This is a genomic window from Aquibium carbonis (genome assembly GCF_003970795.1).
Taxonomy (GTDB): Bacteria; Pseudomonadota; Alphaproteobacteria; order Rhizobiales; family Rhizobiaceae; genus Aquibium; species Aquibium carbonis.
In genome coordinates this window covers 50,530-68,138 of sequence record NZ_RWKW01000015.1, presented here as the reverse complement: position 1 = coordinate 68,138, position 17,609 = coordinate 50,530, and the positions used below count along the sequence as shown (strand labels likewise).

13 protein-coding genes are annotated in these 17,609 nt (G+C 66.3%); 12 read left to right on the top strand and 1 reads right to left on the bottom strand.

Annotated elements, in window-relative coordinates; translation table 11 throughout:
- Positions 1 to 51 precede the first annotated feature (51 nt).
- The 12 genes from olsA (at position 52) to trmB (ending at position 14,971) form a co-directional block, all read left to right on the top strand.
- Positions 52 to 888 carry a lyso-ornithine lipid O-acyltransferase gene (olsA, locus tag EJC49_RS04910; RefSeq protein ID WP_126698350.1) on the top strand — a complete coding sequence of 279 codons (837 nt, stop codon included), beginning with the start codon at positions 52 to 54 and terminating at the stop codon, positions 886 to 888.
- A gap of 152 nt (positions 889 to 1,040) precedes the next feature.
- Positions 1,041 to 2,978 (top strand): methyl-accepting chemotaxis protein, encoded by a 1,938-nt coding sequence (locus EJC49_RS04905; RefSeq protein ID WP_126698349.1) that lies wholly within the window; start codon positions 1,041 to 1,043, stop codon positions 2,976 to 2,978.
- Between the two features lie 311 nt (positions 2,979 to 3,289).
- Positions 3,290 to 5,221: a methyl-accepting chemotaxis protein gene (locus EJC49_RS04900; RefSeq protein ID WP_126698348.1), complete on the top strand. Its 1,932-nt coding sequence runs from the start codon at positions 3,290 to 3,292 to the stop codon at positions 5,219 to 5,221.
- 184 nt (positions 5,222 to 5,405) lie between these two features.
- Complete coding sequence (gene miaB, locus EJC49_RS04895; RefSeq protein ID WP_170314617.1) at positions 5,406 to 6,788, top strand: tRNA (N6-isopentenyl adenosine(37)-C2)-methylthiotransferase MiaB; 1,383 nt, start codon at positions 5,406 to 5,408, stop codon at positions 6,786 to 6,788.
- A gap of 79 nt (positions 6,789 to 6,867) precedes the next feature.
- Positions 6,868 to 7,857 (top strand): PhoH family protein, encoded by a 990-nt coding sequence (locus EJC49_RS04890; RefSeq protein ID WP_245453269.1) that lies wholly within the window; start codon positions 6,868 to 6,870, stop codon positions 7,855 to 7,857.
- Positions 7,858 to 7,876: 19 nt separating this feature from the next.
- A complete protein-coding gene (ybeY, locus tag EJC49_RS04885; protein WP_126698345.1) occupies positions 7,877 to 8,392 on the top strand; it encodes an rRNA maturation RNase YbeY in 516 nt (171 codons plus the stop codon).
- Positions 8,389 to 9,483 carry a hemolysin family protein gene (locus tag EJC49_RS04880; RefSeq protein WP_126698344.1) on the top strand — a complete coding sequence of 365 codons (1,095 nt, stop codon included), beginning with the start codon at positions 8,389 to 8,391 and terminating at the stop codon, positions 9,481 to 9,483. The genes ybeY and EJC49_RS04880 overlap by 4 nt, the downstream gene beginning before the upstream one ends.
- Positions 9,484 to 9,549: 66 nt before the next feature.
- Entirely contained in the window at positions 9,550 to 10,452 is a 903-nt protein-coding gene (locus EJC49_RS04875; protein ID WP_126698343.1) for an NAD-dependent epimerase/dehydratase family protein, read from the top strand.
- Between the two features lie 193 nt (positions 10,453 to 10,645).
- A complete protein-coding gene (lnt, locus tag EJC49_RS04870; RefSeq protein ID WP_126698342.1) occupies positions 10,646 to 12,226 on the top strand; it encodes an apolipoprotein N-acyltransferase in 1,581 nt (526 codons plus the stop codon).
- A gap of 129 nt (positions 12,227 to 12,355) precedes the next feature.
- Positions 12,356 to 12,769, top strand: coding sequence for a helix-turn-helix domain-containing protein (locus EJC49_RS04865; RefSeq protein ID WP_126698341.1), 414 nt, complete (start codon positions 12,356 to 12,358; stop codon positions 12,767 to 12,769).
- Between the two features lie 176 nt (positions 12,770 to 12,945).
- The gene (gene metK, locus EJC49_RS04860; RefSeq protein WP_126698340.1) at positions 12,946 to 14,247 is read left to right on the top strand and encodes a methionine adenosyltransferase; all 1,302 of its coding nucleotides are present in this window, start codon (positions 12,946 to 12,948) and stop codon (positions 14,245 to 14,247) included.
- Between the two features lie 25 nt (positions 14,248 to 14,272).
- Positions 14,273 to 14,971 carry a tRNA (guanine(46)-N(7))-methyltransferase TrmB gene (gene trmB / locus EJC49_RS04855; protein WP_126698339.1) on the top strand — a complete coding sequence of 233 codons (699 nt, stop codon included), beginning with the start codon at positions 14,273 to 14,275 and terminating at the stop codon, positions 14,969 to 14,971.
- 10 nt (positions 14,972 to 14,981) lie between these two features.
- On the opposite strand, the gene EJC49_RS04850 is transcribed toward trmB, so the two are convergent.
- Complete coding sequence (locus EJC49_RS04850) at positions 14,982 to 17,561, bottom strand: TIGR02302 family protein (protein ID WP_126698338.1); 2,580 nt, start codon at positions 17,559 to 17,561, stop codon at positions 14,982 to 14,984.
- Positions 17,562 to 17,609: the final 48 nt, after the last annotated feature.

The following is a 17,609-nucleotide window of genomic DNA, read 5'->3' as shown; positions in this document are numbered from 1 at the left end:
GACCGCGTCCGCGTGACGGTCCGCGCGACCGCTTGGAGAGATGACACGGGCATGATCGGCCGGGTGCGGATCGCAGTGACGCTGGCGCTGGTGGTTGCCGTGACACCGGTCGCGATCCTGTTGCAGATGGGGGTACTGCGCAGCCGGATCGCGCACCCGAACACCTTGCCCCGCCTCTGGCACGGCTTCGCGCTGCGCCTCCTTGGCATTCGCGTGCATGTGGAGGGCGCGCCCGCATCCGGCCGGCCGCTGCTCATCGTCGCCAACCACGTGTCCTGGAGCGACATCTGCGTTCTCGGCTCGCTCGGCCCCTATTCCTTCGTGGCCAAGTCCGACATGGCGCGCTGGCCCGTGTTCGGAACGCTGGCGCGCCTGCAACGGTCGGTCTTCGTCGAGCGCGAGCGCACGCGCGCCTCGCAGCTCCAGGCGCGGGAACTGGGCGAGAGGCTGGGCGCGGGCGAAGCGCTGGTGCTCTTCGCCGAGGGCACAACCTGCGACGGCAACGCCGTCGGGCCGTTCAAGAGCACGCTCTTTGGCGCGGCGCAGGCCGCGCTGGCCAGCCAGGCGGGGCTGGAGACCGTCCACATCCAGCCGGTATCGATCGCCTATACACGCCTTCACGGCATGCCGATGGGGCGGTTCCATCGGACCCATGCGGCCTGGATCGGCGACATGGATCTGGTGCCGCATGTCGGCGCCCTGTTGAGCGAAGGCGGCATGGACGTGGAAGTGCGCTTCGGCGACCCGATCCCTTTCACGCGTTCCAGCAACCGCAAGGAGATCGCCCGCCTGACCGAGGCGGAAGTGCGCAGGAACATGTCGCGGTCCTTGCGCGAGCCCCGCGCGCACGAAGCCGCGCCGGGTCGGGTGCCGCCGCGCGCCCGGTGACTGGCCGATCTGGGTTAACCCGTTTTTCATTTACCGCGGGTAGCTGTTGAAGAGCCAACTATTTGGTTCTCCATGTTCCCCGACAAGGTAGCAAGCGTGGACAACCTGCGGTTTTTATTGGGGGGCGGCTGGCACCGCCCGAGGGGTACGAAATGACTTTGAAGAGCCTTTCCATATCGACGAAACTCGCGGTCGCCTTCGCGGCGGTCGTGGTGATCATCGTCGCCATGAGCAGCGCCGCGTTGTGGAATCTCGCGAACATCGAGCGCGACAACATCATCGCCGAGGCCTCGAAGGCTCGTGCCGCAACCGCGATGAATGCGCGCCAGAGCCTTGCGCGCGTCGAGAACTCCTGGCGCGGCTATCTCCTGTCCAGCGACAGCTACTACATTGGCCGCGTCGACAGGCATGAAGGCGCGCTACGCGAAAGACTGGCCGAACTGCGCCAGATGGAGTCTGACAGGCCAGAACAGCTTGCGGCGGTCCAGCAGATCGTTTCTGGCCTCGACCGCTATCGTGCTCAAGTCATCGAAGCTGGTAAGCTGCTTGCTGCCGATCCGATGCGTCGGCAGGAAGCGATCCGTATGGTTTCTCCCAACGGACTGGCGGATGATCTGATCGACCCGATCGAAGCCGGTATCGACGCCATCATCGAAGCAGAGATCAAGACGAACGCCGATGCGGCGGCCGCGCTGGCAAGCGACGTTGGACAGGCCAACATCGCGCTTTGGAGCGGCCTCGGCATTTCGGTCCTCCTCGCGGCTGGCCTCGGCTTCCTCCTGGCCCGGGCCATCGCCACGCCGGTTCGCTCCCTTACCGACACCATGGGCAGGCTGGCGGCGGGCGACAACTCCGTCACCGTGCCGGCCATCGACCGTCGCGACGAGATCGGCCGCATGGCGCAGGCCGTCCAGGTGTTCAAGGACGCCGCGATCGAGAAGATCCGCGTCGAGGCGCAGGCGCTCGACCTGCGCTCGTCCAGCGAGGCGGAACGGGCCCGAGTCGAGGCCGAAAAGCAGCGCATGGCCGAGGAAGACCACATCGCCGTCACCGCGCTTGCCTCCGGCCTGGCAAGTCTCGCCCAGGGCGATCTCACGCATCGGATCAATGCGCAGTTCGCGCCCAAGACGCAGCAGCTGAAGGACGACTTCAACGCCGCCATGGCGCAGTTGCAGGAGACGATGGGCGGCATCTCCGCGGCGATCGCGGCGATGAAGACCGGAACCGGCGAGATCAGCCAGGCCGCTGACGATCTCTCCCGCCGCACCGAGCAACAGGCCGCCTCGCTCGAGGAGACGGCGGCGGCTCTCGACGAGATCACCTCGACCGTCCGCCAGACGGCCGATGGCGCCCGCAAGGCGGCCGACGTGTCGAAGCAGGCCCGCTCAGGCGCCGAGAAGTCCTCCGAGGTCGTGCGCCAGGCGGTTCGCGCCATGTCGCAGATCGAGAAGTCCTCCGATGAGATCGGCCAGATCATCGGCGTGATCGACGAGATCGCCTTCCAGACCAACCTTCTGGCGCTCAATGCAGGCGTCGAGGCGGCGAGGGCCGGCGAGGCGGGACGCGGCTTTGCCGTGGTCGCGCAGGAGGTGCGTGCGCTGGCGCAGCGCTCCGCCGAAGCGGCCAAGGAGATCAAGTCGCTGATCTCGACCTCGACCGAACAGGTCAACGAGGGCGTCGGCCTCGTCGGCCAGACCGGCGAAGTGCTCGAACTGATCGCCAGCCAGGTGTCGGAGATGTCCGGCCTTGTGCAGAAGATCGCCGAGTCCGCGCAGGAGCAGTCGACGGGCCTGGCCGAGGTCAACACCGCCGTCAGCCAGATGGATCAGGTGACGCAGCAGAACGCCGCGATGGTCGAACAGTCGACCGCCGCCAGCCATTCGCTGGCGCGCGAGGGCGAGCAGCTTGCTGCCCTGGTTGCCCGCTTCAATCTCGGCACGGGGAGGGGATCGGCCAGCCGATCCGCCCATTCCGCCCCGTCGCATCGGCCGGCGTCGACCCCGGTGACGCAGATGAGGACGGCCGGGGGACGCGGACAGTCCGCCGCACTCGCCCCCGTCGCGGACGCCGACGGCTGGGAAGAGTTCTGAGCACGGGGCGAGGCGATCCCCGTCCCTCTCCGCGACGGCCGCGCTTGGGCGCGGCCGTTCCGCTTTCGCGGACCGGAGCCTGCCACTCCCCGGAGACCACCGCTTTGCGGAAGGCCCCGCACCGCTCGCCGGGACGCGCGAGACGGATGCTTAATACTCGTTTAAGTTTTCAAGATTATACAATAGAGCAATTTTCTCCAACCTGGTTCACCGTCCCTCACTGAACTGCCGCATCCGGCCACCGACCTCCCCGAGTGGCCGACGGAGGGTGGGCCGTGCGGAGCCGGGCGCGCATTCAAAAAGGCCGAAACATGAAGAACCTCAGCATTTCCGCTCGTCTCTATGCGCTCGTGGGCCTTGGCTTCGTGTTGTCCATCGCGCTGACGGCGGCGATGCTTCTCAAGGGGCAGGACCAGCTGGCGAATGAACGCCGCGCCATGCTGTCGGCCATGAACGAGAATGCGGTCAGCGTGTTCGATGCCTATCACAAGCTCGAGCAGGGTGGCTCGCTGACGCGCGCCGAAGCTCAGTCCCGCGCCATGGCCGCCATCGGCGCCATGCGCTACCAGGGCAACGGCTACTTCTTCATCCAGGACATGGACCTGATCATGCTCATGCATCCGATCGCTCCATCGTTGAACGGAACCGACCAGTCCGCATTGAAGGACAGCCGCGGACGCCTGATTTCCGTCGACATGCTGAAGAAGGTGCAGGCCGAAGGCCAGGGCTTCACCGACTACGAATGGCCGCGGCCCGGCTCCGACGTTCCGGTGGAGAAGTACGCGCACGTCAAGGCCTTCGCGCCCTGGGGCTGGATCGTCGGCACCGGCGTCTATGTCGACGATCTCGACGCGCTGTTCATGCGCAACATGCTCGAATACGCCATCATCCTCCTGATCGGCTTCTGCGTCATCGTCCCGTTGAGCTACCTGATCGCGCGCAGCATCGCACGCCCGGTCGGCGACCTGACGGGCACGATGGGCAAGCTGGCGGCGGGCGACCATGCGGTCGCCATTCCCTCGACCGATCGCCGCGACGAGATCGGCCAGATGGCCAAGGCCGTGCAGGTGTTCAAGGATGCGGCCCTGGAGAAGATCCGCCTGGAGGCACAGGCGATCGAGATGCGCCAGGGCACCGAGGCGGACCGCCTGCGGACGGAGGCCGAGAAGGCCCTCGAGGCGCGCGAGGACCACGTCGCCGTCACCGCGCTGGCCGCGGGCCTGGCGAGCCTCGCCCAGGGCGATCTCACACATCGGATCGAGGCGCAGTTCGCGCCAAAGACGCAGCAGCTGAAGGACGATTTCAACGCCGCCATGGCGCAGCTTCAGGACACGATGTCGGGTATCGCCGGCGCGATCGTCGCGATGAAGACCGGCACGAGCGAGATCAGCCAGGCGGCCGACGACCTTGCGCGCCGCACCGAGCAGCAGGCCGCCTCGCTCGAGGAGACGGCGGCGGCGCTCGACCAGATCACCACGACGGTTCGCACGACGGCCCAGGGCGCCCGCAAGGCCGCCGAGGTGTCCCACGACGCCAAGGGAGGAGCCCAGAAATCCTCCGAGGTCGTTCGCCAGGCGGTTCGCGCCATGTCGCAGATCGAGAAATCGTCCGACGAGATCAGCCAGATCATCGGGGTGATCGACGAGATCGCCTTCCAGACCAACCTTCTGGCGTTGAACGCCGGCGTCGAGGCGGCGCGGGCGGGAGAGGCGGGACGCGGCTTTGCCGTCGTCGCCCAGGAAGTGCGCGCGTTGGCGCAACGCTCCGCCGAAGCGGCCAAGGAGATCAAGGGGCTGATTTCGACCTCGACCAACCAGGTCAACGAAGGCGTCGGCCTCGTCGGCCAGACAGGCGAAGTGCTCGAGCTGATCGCCAGCCAGGTGTCCGAAATGTCGGACCTCGTGCAGAAGATCGCCGTCTCCGCGCAGGAGCAATCCACGGGGCTGGCCGAGGTCAACACCGCCGTCGGCCAGATGGACCAGGTGACCCAGCAGAACGCCGCCATGGTGGAGCAGTCGACCGCCGCCAGCCATTCGCTGGCCCGCGAGGCCGAGCAGCTGGCGGTTCTCGTCTCCCGCTTCCGCACCGGCGAGGCACGGGGCAGTTCCGTCCCCTCCTACCGCGGAGCCCCGCCGCCGCGCCGGGCGCAGGCGCCTGTGACCCAGATGAGGACGGCCGGCGGCCGCGGACAATCCGCCGTCGCAGCCGCGTCGACCGACGCCGAAGGCTGGGAAGAGTTCTGAACCCACGCGGTAAAATCGTCTGCTCGCGATCGACCGCGCCCCACTGCTGGGCGCGGTTCGCGTTTGCGGGCCGCACGCGCACGCGCCAAGGCCTCGCAGCCCGCGGAACTTGTCCCGGCAAAGCTTGCCCTTGTCAGTGGCTGGCCAAAACCGCTAAGAGCCGGGCATGACCGAGACCGCATGGATGAGCGGCGAGACCGCCGTCGCGCCCGACAGTGTCCAGGCCCTGACGAAGAAGGTCTTCGTCAAGACCTATGGCTGCCAGATGAACGTCTACGATTCCCAGCGCATGGCCGATGCGCTGGCGGCCGACGGCTATGCATCGACAACCGACATCGGCGATGCCGATCTCGTCCTCCTGAACACTTGCCACATCCGCGAACGGGCAGCCGAGAAAGTCTACTCCGAACTGGGCCGCATTCGCGCCATCAAGGCCGAGCGCGCGAGCCATGGCCGCGAGACGGTGATCGGCGTTGCCGGCTGCGTGGCGCAGGCCGAGGGCGAGGAGATCATGCGCCGCGCGCCGGTGGTCGATATCGTCATCGGTCCCCAGACCTATCATCGCCTCCCCGATGCGGTCCGCAAGGCCCGCGCCGGCGAGCGCGTGCTCGAGACCGACTACGCCCTGGAAGACAAGTTCGAGCACTTGCCGCAGCCGAAGCCGGCCGCCGTCAAGAACCGCGGCGTCACCGCCTTCCTGACCGTGCAGGAAGGATGCGACAAGTTCTGCACCTTCTGCGTGGTGCCCTACACCCGCGGTTCGGAAGTCTCCCGACCGGTGGCGCAGATCATCGCCGAGGCCGAGCGGCTTGCCGCATCCGGCGTTCGCGAGATCACGCTGCTCGGCCAGAACGTCAACGCCTGGCGCGCCGAAGGTCCCGATGGCCGTGCCTGGGGACTGGGCGAGCTCCTGTTCCGCCTGGCCGAGATCCCCGGAGTCGGACGGCTGCGCTACACGACCAGCCATCCGCGCGACATGAACGACACGCTGATCGCGGCGCATCGCGACCTTCCGATCCTGATGCCCTACCTGCATTTGCCGGTCCAGTCGGGCTCGGACGGCATCCTGAAGGCCATGAACCGCCGTCACACGGCCGACGACTACCGGCGCCTGATCGACCGGATCCGCCATGTCCGTCCCGACATCGCGCTGTCGGGCGATTTCATCGTCGGCTTTCCCGGTGAGACGGACGCCGATTTCGAGGACACGATGCGGATCGTGCGCGACGTCACATTCGTGCAAGCCTATTCGTTCAAATATTCTCCGCGCCCCGGAACGCCGGGGGCGGACATGGCGTTTCACGTCGACGAAACCATCAAGGACGAAAGGCTTCAGCGATTGCAGGCCCTTCTTGTGCGGCAGCAGCAGGATTTTCAGACCAGCCTCGTCGGTCGCAGCGCCGACATGCTGATCGAAAGGCCGGGGCGCGAGCCGGGCCAGTGGGTCGGACGGTCGCCTTGGCTGATGCCCGTGATTCTAGATGAAAAGCCCGGCGAAATCGGCGACATTGTCGATGTTCGAATCACGCGGACGGGAACCAACAGCCTCCACGCCGAAGCGTTGTGATGCCGGCGACGGGCAGGATCAGGAGACGAGGTTGAACGCGGCGACAGATGTGAAACTCGGCCCGACCGGGGCCTCCGACATGGCCCACATCGTCCTGACCTTCGACAACAACAAACATGCCAGTGCCGTCTATGGGCAGTTCGACGAGAACCTGGCGCGCGTCGAGCAGCAACTCGGCGTCGACATCCGCTCCAAGGGCAACCAGCTTTCCATCAAGGGCACGCCGCAGGCCGCCGAGCAGACGCGGCGCGCGCTCGACTACCTCTATGATCTCGCGCGCAAAGGCGCCGTGCTCTCCGGCTCCGAAGTCGATGGCGCGGTGCGGATGGCGGTTGCCGCCGACGACCAGCTCACCCTCCCGACGCTTGAAAAGAAGGGCCGCATGGCCGCCGCCCAGATTTCGACGCGCAAGCGCACGATTTACGCCCGCACGCCCAACCAGGACGCCTACATGCGCGCGCTGGATCGCGCCGAACTCGTCTTCGGCATCGGGCCGGCCGGCACCGGCAAGACCTATCTGGCCGTCGCGCACGCTGCCATGCTCCTGGAGCGCGGCCTGGTCGAACGCATCATCCTGTCGCGTCCGGCCGTGGAGGCGGGCGAAAGGCTGGGCTTCCTGCCCGGGGACATGAAGGAAAAGGTCGACCCTTACCTCCGGCCGCTCTACGACGCGCTTTACGACATGATCCCGTCCGACAAGGTCGAGCGGGCGCTGGCGGCAGGCGTCATTGAGGTGGCGCCGCTCGCCTTCATGCGCGGCCGCACGCTGGCCCACTCGGCGGTGATCCTCGACGAGGCCCAGAACACCACGGCCATGCAGATGAAGATGTTCCTCACCCGTCTGGGCGAGAACGCGCGCATGATCGTCACCGGCGATCCGACGCAGATCGACCTGCCGCACAACGTCAAGTCCGGTCTGGTGGAGGCTCTCCACGTGCTCGAAGGCGTGCCGGGTATCGTCACGGTCCGTTTCGAGGACAAGGACGTGGTGCGCCATCCGCTCGTCGCCGAAATCGTGCGCGCCTATGATCGCTTCGGCAGCGGCGGCCGCAACGAGGCGAAGGTTTGACCACGGCGCATCCCGACCGATGAACCGACCGCTCGAGATCGATATCGCCGTGGTGGTGGAGGCGCAGGGCTGGCCCGGCGAGGCCGCCCTTGAGGAACTGGTGCGCCGTACGGTGGAAGCGGTCGTGGGCGACCTTTCGCTGCGATCGTCACGGTCGACGGAGCTAGGCGTCACCTTCACCGACGACGCGGCGATGCGCGGTCTCAACGCACAGTGGCGGGACAAGGACAAGCCGACCAACGTGCTGTCGTTCCCGGCCTTCCCGGAGCAGGGCGAGACGATCCCGCCCATGCTGGGCGACATCGTCCTGGCGCGCGAGACGATCGAACGCGAGGCGGCACTGGATGGCAAGCCCTTCGATCACCATCTGACTCACCTTGTCGTGCATGGGCTGCTTCATCTCCTCGGCTTTGATCACGAGACCGAGGAAGAGGCGGAGGAGATGGAGGCCGTGGAGACGCGTATCCTTGCATCGCTTGCGATACCCGACCCATATGCGCTAACTGAAGATCTGGACACAGTCACGAGACAATGAACGACAAGACCGCAGTCAACCCGACCCCGGCTCCCGAAGCCGGCGGATCGGTCGAGAAGCCCGCGCCCGCCGACGAAGGCCAGAGTAGTCCCGCGCCTTCGCTCGAAGCCGAGCCTCCCGAACGACGCGCGCCCGCGGCGCGCCCTTCCCTGATCAGTCGCGTCCAGGGGATGTTCCGGTTCCGGAACGGATCCAATCTTCGCGAGGATCTTGCCGATGCGCTCGCCGGTGGCGAGGATCACGGCGCGACCTTCTCCCCCGGCGAACGGGCGATGCTCAACAACATCCTGCGCCTGCGGGAAGTGCGGGTCGAGGACGTGATGATCCCGCGCGCCGACATCGAAGCAATCGACATCTCGACGACGCTCGGCGACCTGCTCACCCTTTTCGAGGAGTCGGGCCATTCGCGCATGCCCGTCTATGCGGAGTCGCTCGATGATCCGCGGGGCATGGTTCACATCCGCGACGTCGTCGCCCATATCACGCGCGCCGCGCGCGCGAAAAAGGGGCGGGGAGGCCGCAAGCCGGAAACGCCGAAGCCAGCCGGTCTCGATCTCGCGAATGTCGACCTCGCGCGCACGGTGGGTGACTTGAACCTGATGCGGCCGGTGTTGTTCGTGCCGCCCTCCATGCTGGCATCCGATCTGATGAGCCGCATGCAGGCCGGGCGCATCCAGATGGCGCTGGTCATCGACGAATATGGCGGCACCGACGGCCTGGTCTCGCTCGAGGACATCGTCGAAATGGTCGTCGGCGACATCGAGGACGAGCACGACGAGGAAGAACCCCTGATCACCAAGGCCGGCGACGGCGTCTTCATCGTCGATGCGAGGGCCGAGATCGACGAGGTTGCGAAGGTGATCGGCGAAGGTTTCACGGCGGGCGAGCACGGCGACTATGTCGACACGATCGGCGGCATCATTTTCAACGTTCTGGGCCGTGTCCCGGCGCGGGGAGAGGTCGTCCAGGCGATTCCCGGCTTCGAGTTCCACGTTCTCGACGCCGATCCCCGCCGCGTGAAGCGGGTCCGCATCGTTCAGGGCCGCGCGCCGGCGCGCCGGGTTCGCACGCCCAAGGAAAAGGCGGCCTGACGCCGAGCCGGGCCGCGCCCGGGCGGGGTCCGTGGCGCTGGAACGGGACATGAAGGGACAGGATTGATGGCCGGATCGAAACGCGTGCTGTTCACCGGTGGCTCGGGCAAGGCCGGGCGCCATGTCATCCCCTGGCTGCTCGACTGCGGACACCGCGTCGTCAATGTCGACCTGAAGCCGCTCGATCATCCCGGGGTCGACAATCTTCGCGCCGACATCACCGATTCCGGCCAGATGTTCAATGCCATGACGTCCTATGCCGGGTTCGACGAGCTGGAGTCGGGCACCGGCGTCCCGCGTTTCGACGCGGTGGTCCACTTCGCCGCCATCCCGCGCATTCTGATCGAGCCCGACAACGAGACGTTCAGGGTCAACGCCATCGGCACCTACAACGTCATCGAGGCGGCGGTGAAGCTCGGCATCCGCAAGATCGTCATCGCCTCGTCGGAGACGACCTATGGCATCTGCTTTGCCGATGGCCGCGCCGATCCGGTGTCCCTGCCGCTCGACGAGGATTATGACGTCGATCCGATGGACAGCTACGGCCTGTCCAAGGTCGTCAACGAGAAGACCGCGCGTGCCTTCCAGAAGCGCTCCGGAGCCGACATCTACGCGCTGCGGATCGGTAACGTCATCGAGCCGCATGAGTACCAGACGCTGTTCCCGCGCTGGTTCGAGCACCCGGAGACGCGCCGGCGAAACGCCTTCTGCTATATCGACGCGCGTGATCTTGGCCAGATCGTCGACCTCTGCCTGACGACGGACGGGCTCGGATATCAGGTCTTCAATGCCGGCAACGACACCAACGGCATGAACCTGCCCACGGCTACGCTGATCGAGCGCTTTTTCCCGGGCGTGCCCGTCACGCGGGAACTCGGGGAGAACGAGGCCCTGTTCTCTAACCGCAAGATTCGTCAACTCCTGGGTTTCGTCGAACGGCACGACTGGCGCCGCCACGTCACCGGCTGACGTCCCGCCGCCGCGAAACGAAAAGCGTCTCGGACGGCCCTCGGTCGCTTTCTGCTCCTGAACCGCTGGCAAAAACGTCCCGGCTCCGCCCGGCTTTGCGTCCCACGGGTTCCCGTTCGGTGCTCTTCGCCGCGAAACCTATTATGGCTATGGCCCCTGTGTCTTCGCCATGATTCGGCATTGAAAGGTTCCCATGCAAAGCCTCGCCGCCAGGATCATTCTGCTGTGGGGGTGGCAACGGTCGCTGGTTGCATTTCTTGCAGGCGCGCTCGCGGTGCTTTCCCAGGCCCCCTACGATTTCTTCCCCGTCTGCTTCGTGTCCTTCCCCGTGCTGGTCTGGCTTCTCGATGGAGCGACCGGGGAACGGGGCGATGGGTGGGTCCGGCGCCTCTCCACCGTGTTCGGCATCGGATGGTGGTTCGGTTTTGGCTATTTCGTCTTTGGCCTGTGGTGGATCGGAAAGGCGCTTCTCGTCGATGCCGAGGCCTTCGCCTGGGCCTTGCCGCTGGCGATTCTCGGCCTTCCGGCGGGTCTCGCGGTCTTCTATGGATTCGCCTGCGTCGTGGCCCGGCTGTGCTGGCCGGACGGACTGGGACGAATTGCCGCACTCGCGTTTGGCTTTGGTCTCGCCGAGTGGTTGCGCGCGACGGTCCTGACCGGCTTTCCATGGAACGCGATCGGCTATGCGGCAATGCCCATACCGCTGCTGATGCAGTCGGTTTACGTCGTCGGGCTGTTCGGAATCAGCGCGCTTTCGGTCTTCGTTTTCGCGGCCCCTGCGGTCCTGGCCTCGGACCGCCAGCGCCGCATCACGCTCGCTTTGGCCACGCTTGTTGCCACCGCGCATGTCGCCTACGGCGCATGGTCGCTTGCAGTCCCTGTCGATGTCGCGCGCAAGTTGTCTATCCGGATCGTCCAGCCGTCCATACCCCAGGGCGGCAAATGGGACCCCGAAATGCGCGACGAGATCCTGGCGCGCCTGCTCGAGTTGTCGGCACGTCCTACGACCAATGGCCGAACGCCTGAACTGATCGTCTGGCCCGAGACCGCGCTGCCGTTTCTCCTGACCGATCGGCCGGACGCGCTGGCGGCCATCGGCGGCATGCTTGTCGAGGGGCAGCTTCTCGTGCTCGGCGCGGTGCGCTCCGAGCCGGGAACCGCGGCAGGCGAGCCGACGCGCTATTACAACGCCACGGTTGCCATCGATCACCGCGGCGAGATCGTCGATGCGGTCGACAAGGTGCACCTCGTACCATTTGGAGAATACTTGCCGCTCGAAGGGCTTTTCCAGCGCTTCGGCCTACGTACGGTTGCGGAAACAGTGGGCGGGTTCTCGCCTGGCGTGGAACGCCGGCCGATCTCCGTCGCGCCCTCGATCAGCGCTGAACCGATGATCTGCTACGAGGTGATCTTTCCCGGAGAAGTAGCAATCGCGGAGGCGGACTTTATTCTGAACCTCACCAACGACGCGTGGTTCGGAAACACGCCCGGACCATACCAGCATTTCCGTCAGGCCCAGGTTCGCGCCGTCGAGTCAGGCAGGCTTCTGGTCCGGAGCGCCAACAACGGCATATCGGGAATCGTCGACCGATCCGGCCGGGTTGTGGATGCGTATGCCCTCGACGTAATCGGCGTACTGGATTCCGAACTACTGATACCTGTCGAGAAAAGTCATGTATCTGAAGCCCGAAAGTTTGGTGGTGTTTCAACAATATTGCTGCTTGCAATCATCGCGTGTGGTATGAATGTGCTCGTGAGGCTACGTTCGGACTGAGACGACGGGGGCGAATTCGCGGTTGTGAGGCGCTTGGTCGTCGTTTCGCATCCATCTCGTACTGGGGCGAGAGTGGGAGAGAGAAACCGAACCAAGACATAGCGCCCGTCTCAGGCGGCGAGGAAAAACATGACCGACAACAAGAAAAAGCCGAACCCGATCGACATCCATGTGGGTAGCCGGGTGCGTCTGCGCCGAAATATGCTTGGAATGAGCCAGGAAAAACTTGGCGAAAGCCTGGGCATTACGTTTCAGCAGATTCAGAAATATGAGAAGGGAACGAACCGCGTCGGCGCTAGCCGGCTACAGGCGATCGCCACGATCCTCGGCGTTCCGGTCTCCTTCTTTTTCGAGGACGCACCCGACATGCCGGCCCTCGGCGGCGGCGGTTTTCGCGAGGACAACGCCACCTCCTACGTGGTCGACTTTCTGAACAGCGCCGAAGGGCTCCAGCTCAATCGCGCCTTCGTGCGGATCGCCGATGCCAAGGTCCGTCGCCGCGTGGTCGATCTGGTGAAGGCCCTGGCCGACGACGAGACCTGAGCCGCACCACGGCCATCGCCTGTTCCGGTCACGGCACGTGCCTGGAGAGCTGGCGTGGGACCGAGCCACCCCGCGCCGCGGATCGTGCCGCTTGACTGGCGTCTCGCCGCTTCGCTAACAAAGGCGCGCGCGAAACGGCGATCGGGCCGTTTCGCGTCTTTCATGAGGGGACACCCGTGGCTCGGCAGAACTACCTGTTTACCAGCGAATCCGTCTCGGAGGGGCATCCGGACAAGGTTTGCGACCGCATTTCGGACGAGATCGTCGATCTGGTCTATCGCGAGACGCGCAAGGTTTCGCCAGGCGACGCCGAGCGTTACGCCAAGGTCTCCGTTTCCGACCCGTGGAAGGTGCGCGTCGCCTGCGAGACGCTGGCCACGACCAACCGAGTGGTGATCGCGGGCGAAGTCCGGGTGCCGCACACGCTCCTCAAGAAGGATGCGAACGGCGAGGTGCTTCTCGACAAGGCCGGTGCTCCGATGGTCAACCCGGCCAAGTTCAAGTCGGCCGCCCGCAAGGCGATCCGCGCGATCGGATATGAGCAGGAAGGCTTTCACTGGAAGACGGCGAAGATCGACGTTCTTCTGCACGGCCAGTCGCCAGACATCGGCCAGGGCGTCGACAGCGCGTCCGACCGCCAGGGCGAAGAGGGGGCCGGCGACCAGGGCATCATGTTCGGCTACGCCTGCCGGGAGACCCCCGACCTGATGCCGGCGCCGATCTATTACAGCCACAAGATCCTGGAACTGCTGGCCGCCGCGCGTCACAAGGGCGAGGGCGATGCCGGCAAGCTCGGCCCGGACGCCAAGAGCCAGGTGACCGTGCGCTATGTCGACGGCAAGGCCGCCGAGGTGACCCAGATCGTCCTTTCCACCCAGCATCTCGATGCCTCCTGGTCGTCCGCCAAGGTTCGCGAGGTGGTCGAGCCCTATATCCGTGAAGCGCTGGGCGATTTGCCCATCGCGGCGGACTGCAACTGGTACATCAATCCCACCGGCAAGTTCGTCATCGGCGGGCCGGATGGCGACGCAGGGCTGACCGGCCGCAAGATCATCGTCGACACCTATGGCGGGGCCGCTCCGCATGGCGGCGGCGCCTTTTCCGGCAAGGACACCACCAAGGTCGATCGATCGGCCGCCTATGCCGCGCGCTACCTTGCCAAGAACGTCGTCGCCGCCAGGCTCGCCGATCGCTGCACCATCCAGCTCTCCTACGCGATCGGCGTCGCTCAGCCGCTGTCGGTCTATGTCGACCTGCACGACACCGGCAAGGTCAGCGCGGCGGCGGTCGAGGATGCGCTGCGCAAGGTCATGGACCTGTCGCCCTCCGGCATTCGCCGTCATCTCGACCTCAACAAGCCGATCTACGCCAGGACGTCGGCCTATGGCCATTTCGGTCGCAAGGCCGGCCGCGACGGTGCCTTCTCGTGGGAGCGCACCGATCTCGTCAAGGCAATCAAGGAAGCCGTCGCGAACTGATCGCGCCGGTGCCAGCGGGCCCATCATGTCGGACGAACGCCCTTCCCGGGCCACGGAAGCCTTTTTCGGCCGTCGGCGCGGCAAGCCGCTGCGCCCTCGCCAGTCCGCGGCCATGGACGAGATACGGCCTGCCTATGCCGTCGACCTGAGCAGGCCCGCACCATCGGATTTGCGCGAGTTGTTTTCCGCGCCGGTCGACGACGTCCGCCTCGAGATCGGGTTCGGCGGCGGCGAGCATCTGCTGCACGAGCATGTCCGGTTCCCGCAATCGGGCTTCATCGGGGTCGAACCCTTCGTGACGGGCATGGCGAAGTTCGTCATGGCGCTGGCCGAGACCGCGCCCGGAAACGTCCGGATACACGACGACGACGCCACCCAGTTGCTCGACTGGCTGCCGGAAGACAGCATCGCCGGGATCGACCTGTTCTATCCAGATCCGTGGCCGAAGAGGCGTCACTGGAAGCGGCGCTTCATCAGCCCGGCGAACCTCGATCGCTTCGCAAGGGTGCTGCGGCCCGGCGGTCGCTTCCGCTTCGCCTCCGACATCGACCACTACGTCAACTGGACGCTGCTCGCCTGCCGCACGCACGAAGCCTTCGACTGGCAGGCGGCCAGCGCAGACGACTGGCGCACGCCCTATGAAGCCTGGCCCGGGACGCGCTACGAGGCCAAGGCGCTGCGTGAAGGCCGCACGCCCGCCTACCTGACCTTCACGCGACGCTGATCGCGGTGCCTCACTGGATGTCGAGCAGCCGCTCCAGATACTGACGCTCGAGCTCCGGGCTGAGCGCGTCGCCGAGCCGCTTGCGGATCGCCTCCAGGATCTCCCGCGCGCGCTGCACGTCGATCTCGTCCGGCAACCGCACCGACTCGCCGAAGTCCGGACCGGTGGTCGCGCGTGGCCGTCCCAGCGGATCGCGGTCCGAGCTCTGCTGTCGGCCGCCCTCGCCGGAACCGCCCTGGTCACCCTGCTGGGCCTGCTGCATCTGCTGCATCATGTCCTGCGCCCCGCGGCGCAACGCTTCCAGTGCGCGGCCCTGCTCGCCGACGGCGCGCTCGCCCTGCGCTTCGCCGAGCGCATTGCCGGCCTCGCCCATGGCATCGCCCGCCTCGCCGAAGCCTTCGCCGGGCTCGATGCCCATGCCGCGCAGGCCTTCCATCAGCTGGTCCAGCTGGCTCTGGAGCTGGCCCTGGCCTTCCTGCAGTTGCCGAAGTGCTTCGGCGAATTCCTCCGGCGTCATCCCCTGGCCTGGCTGCTGGCCTGGCCCGGGCTGCTGGCCCTGGCCCTGCTCGCCACGCTGTTCGCCCCGGTTCTGGCCCCGCTGACGCTGGCCGCGCTGCATCTGGTCGAGCCGGTGCGTCTCGTTCATCATCTCCTGCTGGCGCCGCATGAGGTCGCCGAGCTGGTCCATCTGCTGGCGCATTTCGCTTTGCTGGCCGCCCTGCTGCTGCTGTTGCTGGCGACCGGCCTGCAGGTTGTTCATCATGTCCTGGAGCTGCGACAGCAGCTGCTGGGCCTGGTCGCGCATGCCCGACTTCGCCATCTCCTCGATCTGGTCGAGCATGCGGTCGATGTCGCTCTGGCGCAGCTCCTGCCCGTCCATCTGCATCTCGGGCATCGCCATGTTCGGATCGCGGGCCGCTCGTTCGGCGAATTCGCGCAGGAAGTCCTGCATCGCCTCGCGCAGCTCGGCCATCAGCCGTTCGATCTCATCGTCCGACGCGCCGTTCTCGATGGCGTCCCGCAAGGCTTCCTGAGCCGCCCGCAGCCGCCTCTCGGCTGCCGAGAGATTGCCATCCTCGATGCCGAGCGCGATCTCCCAGAGATAGTCCACGACCTCGCGCAACTGCTCGTCGCTCGAGGCCTGCGCCAGCCGGCTCCGGGCGCTGCGGATCGCCAGATAGTGGCTCATGCTGCTGAAGGTGTCCTCAGGCCGCATCGTCACCGCATCCATCAGGTCGAGCACGCGCGGCTTGCGGTTGGCGTCGAGCGCCAGCACCCGGCGCTGCTCGATCACAGCGCGGGCCAGAGGGTTCGAAAACGGCCGCTCCGGCAGTCGCAGCCGCTTCTCCTCGCTGAACGCTTCCTGGTTCGCGGCATCGATCGCGGCAAGCCTGATCGCCGTCTCCACCCCCGCCCACGGATGTTCGGTCATGTCGCGGGAGGTCTTGGCGTCGCGCGCATTGCGCCGCGGCAGGGACAGAGCCATTTCCGGCGCCTCATAGAGGGGCCGGGCGTTCGAAGCCGGGTTGTCGCGCCGCTCGATCACCGCCCGGGCGGACACGGCGCCGTAGTCGTCCTCGATCGTGTAGGCGAGTTCCAGCGTGCCGTTGACGGCCCGTTTCGGCTCGTCGGCATAGGCGATCACCGGCGGGTTGTCGGGGATGACCGAAAAACTCCAGCCGCCGAGATCGGTCTCACCGGATTGGAGAACCAGTGCGCCGTCGCCGTCGAGCGTGTGGGAAAACTGACGCGTGCCCGTCGGCCGGATGGGGGCTGCACCCGCCTGCGCGACGTCCACCGCCACCGTGCCCTCGGGTTCGATCGCGACGGCCACGTCGTCCTGGCCGGTGAAGGACAGCGTCTCGTCGCCGTCCCCGCCCGTGACGCGCAACGACACCGCGCTGCCCTCGGGCACGGTGAAAGCGGTCTGGTTCCGGTTCGCCTCAGCGGTCATGAAGATCGGCGCGCGTCCCGTGTAGGGCGGCGGCGTCACCCAGGCGTCGATGCGCAACGGCGCCACGTTCGAGACCACATGCGAGCGAAATCCGTCTGAGACGGCGCCGCCGAAGGGGCTCGTCGAATAGGCAAAGGCAATCACCAGGAGCAGCGGAACCACGGCGCGCAAGGCCCAGGGATCGCGTTCGGGAACGCGCGCGCGCGGCATGTCGGACGCAAGCTGTCCGAGCTTCGCAGCCATCCGTCGCTGGTGTTCGCGCCACAGCGCCGTCGAGAGGGCATCCTCTGGCCCGACGATGCGGTCGCTCTGGGTCGACACCGGCGCATGCTGGAGCGTGTTGGCGGTCTCGATGCGCCGGTCGACCTGCCTTTCCGTCGGCAGGCGGAAGAACCGCAGCGGATAGAGCGCTGCCAGGCCGGCAAGGCCGAAGATCGCCAGCACGACATGGCGACCGGCATCGGGAAGCATGCGGAACAGACCGAACCAGGACGTGGCAAGGAAGAGCCCGGCCACCAGCAGCACCGGCAGCACGAGCGGCCACAGTCGCTCCGTCACCATCGCGATCCGGGTCGCGAGGCGGGTACCGCCAAGTCGTTCCAGTCTGCCCCCGCCGCCCGGTCCGGATGTCGCCATGTATCGATCCTAATCCTGCGCGAGCGCGTTTCGGTCGCGGCTTTCCTG

What these genes read in the sequence shown, in the direction of transcription:
- olsA (WP_126698350.1), top strand. Translation starts at nt 52, where the DNA reads ATGATCGGCCGGGTGCGGATCGCAGTGACGCTGGCGCTGGTGGTTGCC.
- EJC49_RS04905 (WP_126698349.1), top strand. Translation starts at nt 1,041, where the DNA reads ATGACTTTGAAGAGCCTTTCCATATCGACGAAACTCGCGGTCGCCTTC.
- EJC49_RS04900 (WP_126698348.1), top strand. Translation starts at nt 3,290, where the DNA reads ATGAAGAACCTCAGCATTTCCGCTCGTCTCTATGCGCTCGTGGGCCTT.
- miaB (WP_170314617.1), top strand. Translation starts at nt 5,406, where the DNA reads ATGAGCGGCGAGACCGCCGTCGCGCCCGACAGTGTCCAGGCCCTGACG.
- EJC49_RS04890 (WP_245453269.1), top strand. Translation starts at nt 6,868, where the DNA reads ATGGCCCACATCGTCCTGACCTTCGACAACAACAAACATGCCAGTGCC.
- ybeY (WP_126698345.1), top strand. Translation starts at nt 7,877, where the DNA reads ATGAACCGACCGCTCGAGATCGATATCGCCGTGGTGGTGGAGGCGCAG.
- EJC49_RS04880 (WP_126698344.1), top strand. Translation starts at nt 8,389, where the DNA reads ATGAACGACAAGACCGCAGTCAACCCGACCCCGGCTCCCGAAGCCGGC.
- EJC49_RS04875 (WP_126698343.1), top strand. Translation starts at nt 9,550, where the DNA reads ATGGCCGGATCGAAACGCGTGCTGTTCACCGGTGGCTCGGGCAAGGCC.
- lnt (WP_126698342.1), top strand. Translation starts at nt 10,646, where the DNA reads ATGCAAAGCCTCGCCGCCAGGATCATTCTGCTGTGGGGGTGGCAACGG.
- EJC49_RS04865 (WP_126698341.1), top strand. Translation starts at nt 12,356, where the DNA reads ATGACCGACAACAAGAAAAAGCCGAACCCGATCGACATCCATGTGGGT.
- trmB (WP_126698339.1), top strand. Translation starts at nt 14,273, where the DNA reads ATGTCGGACGAACGCCCTTCCCGGGCCACGGAAGCCTTTTTCGGCCGT.
- EJC49_RS04850 (WP_126698338.1), bottom strand. Translation starts at nt 17,561, where the DNA reads ATGGCGACATCCGGACCGGGCGGCGGGGGCAGACTGGAACGACTTGGC.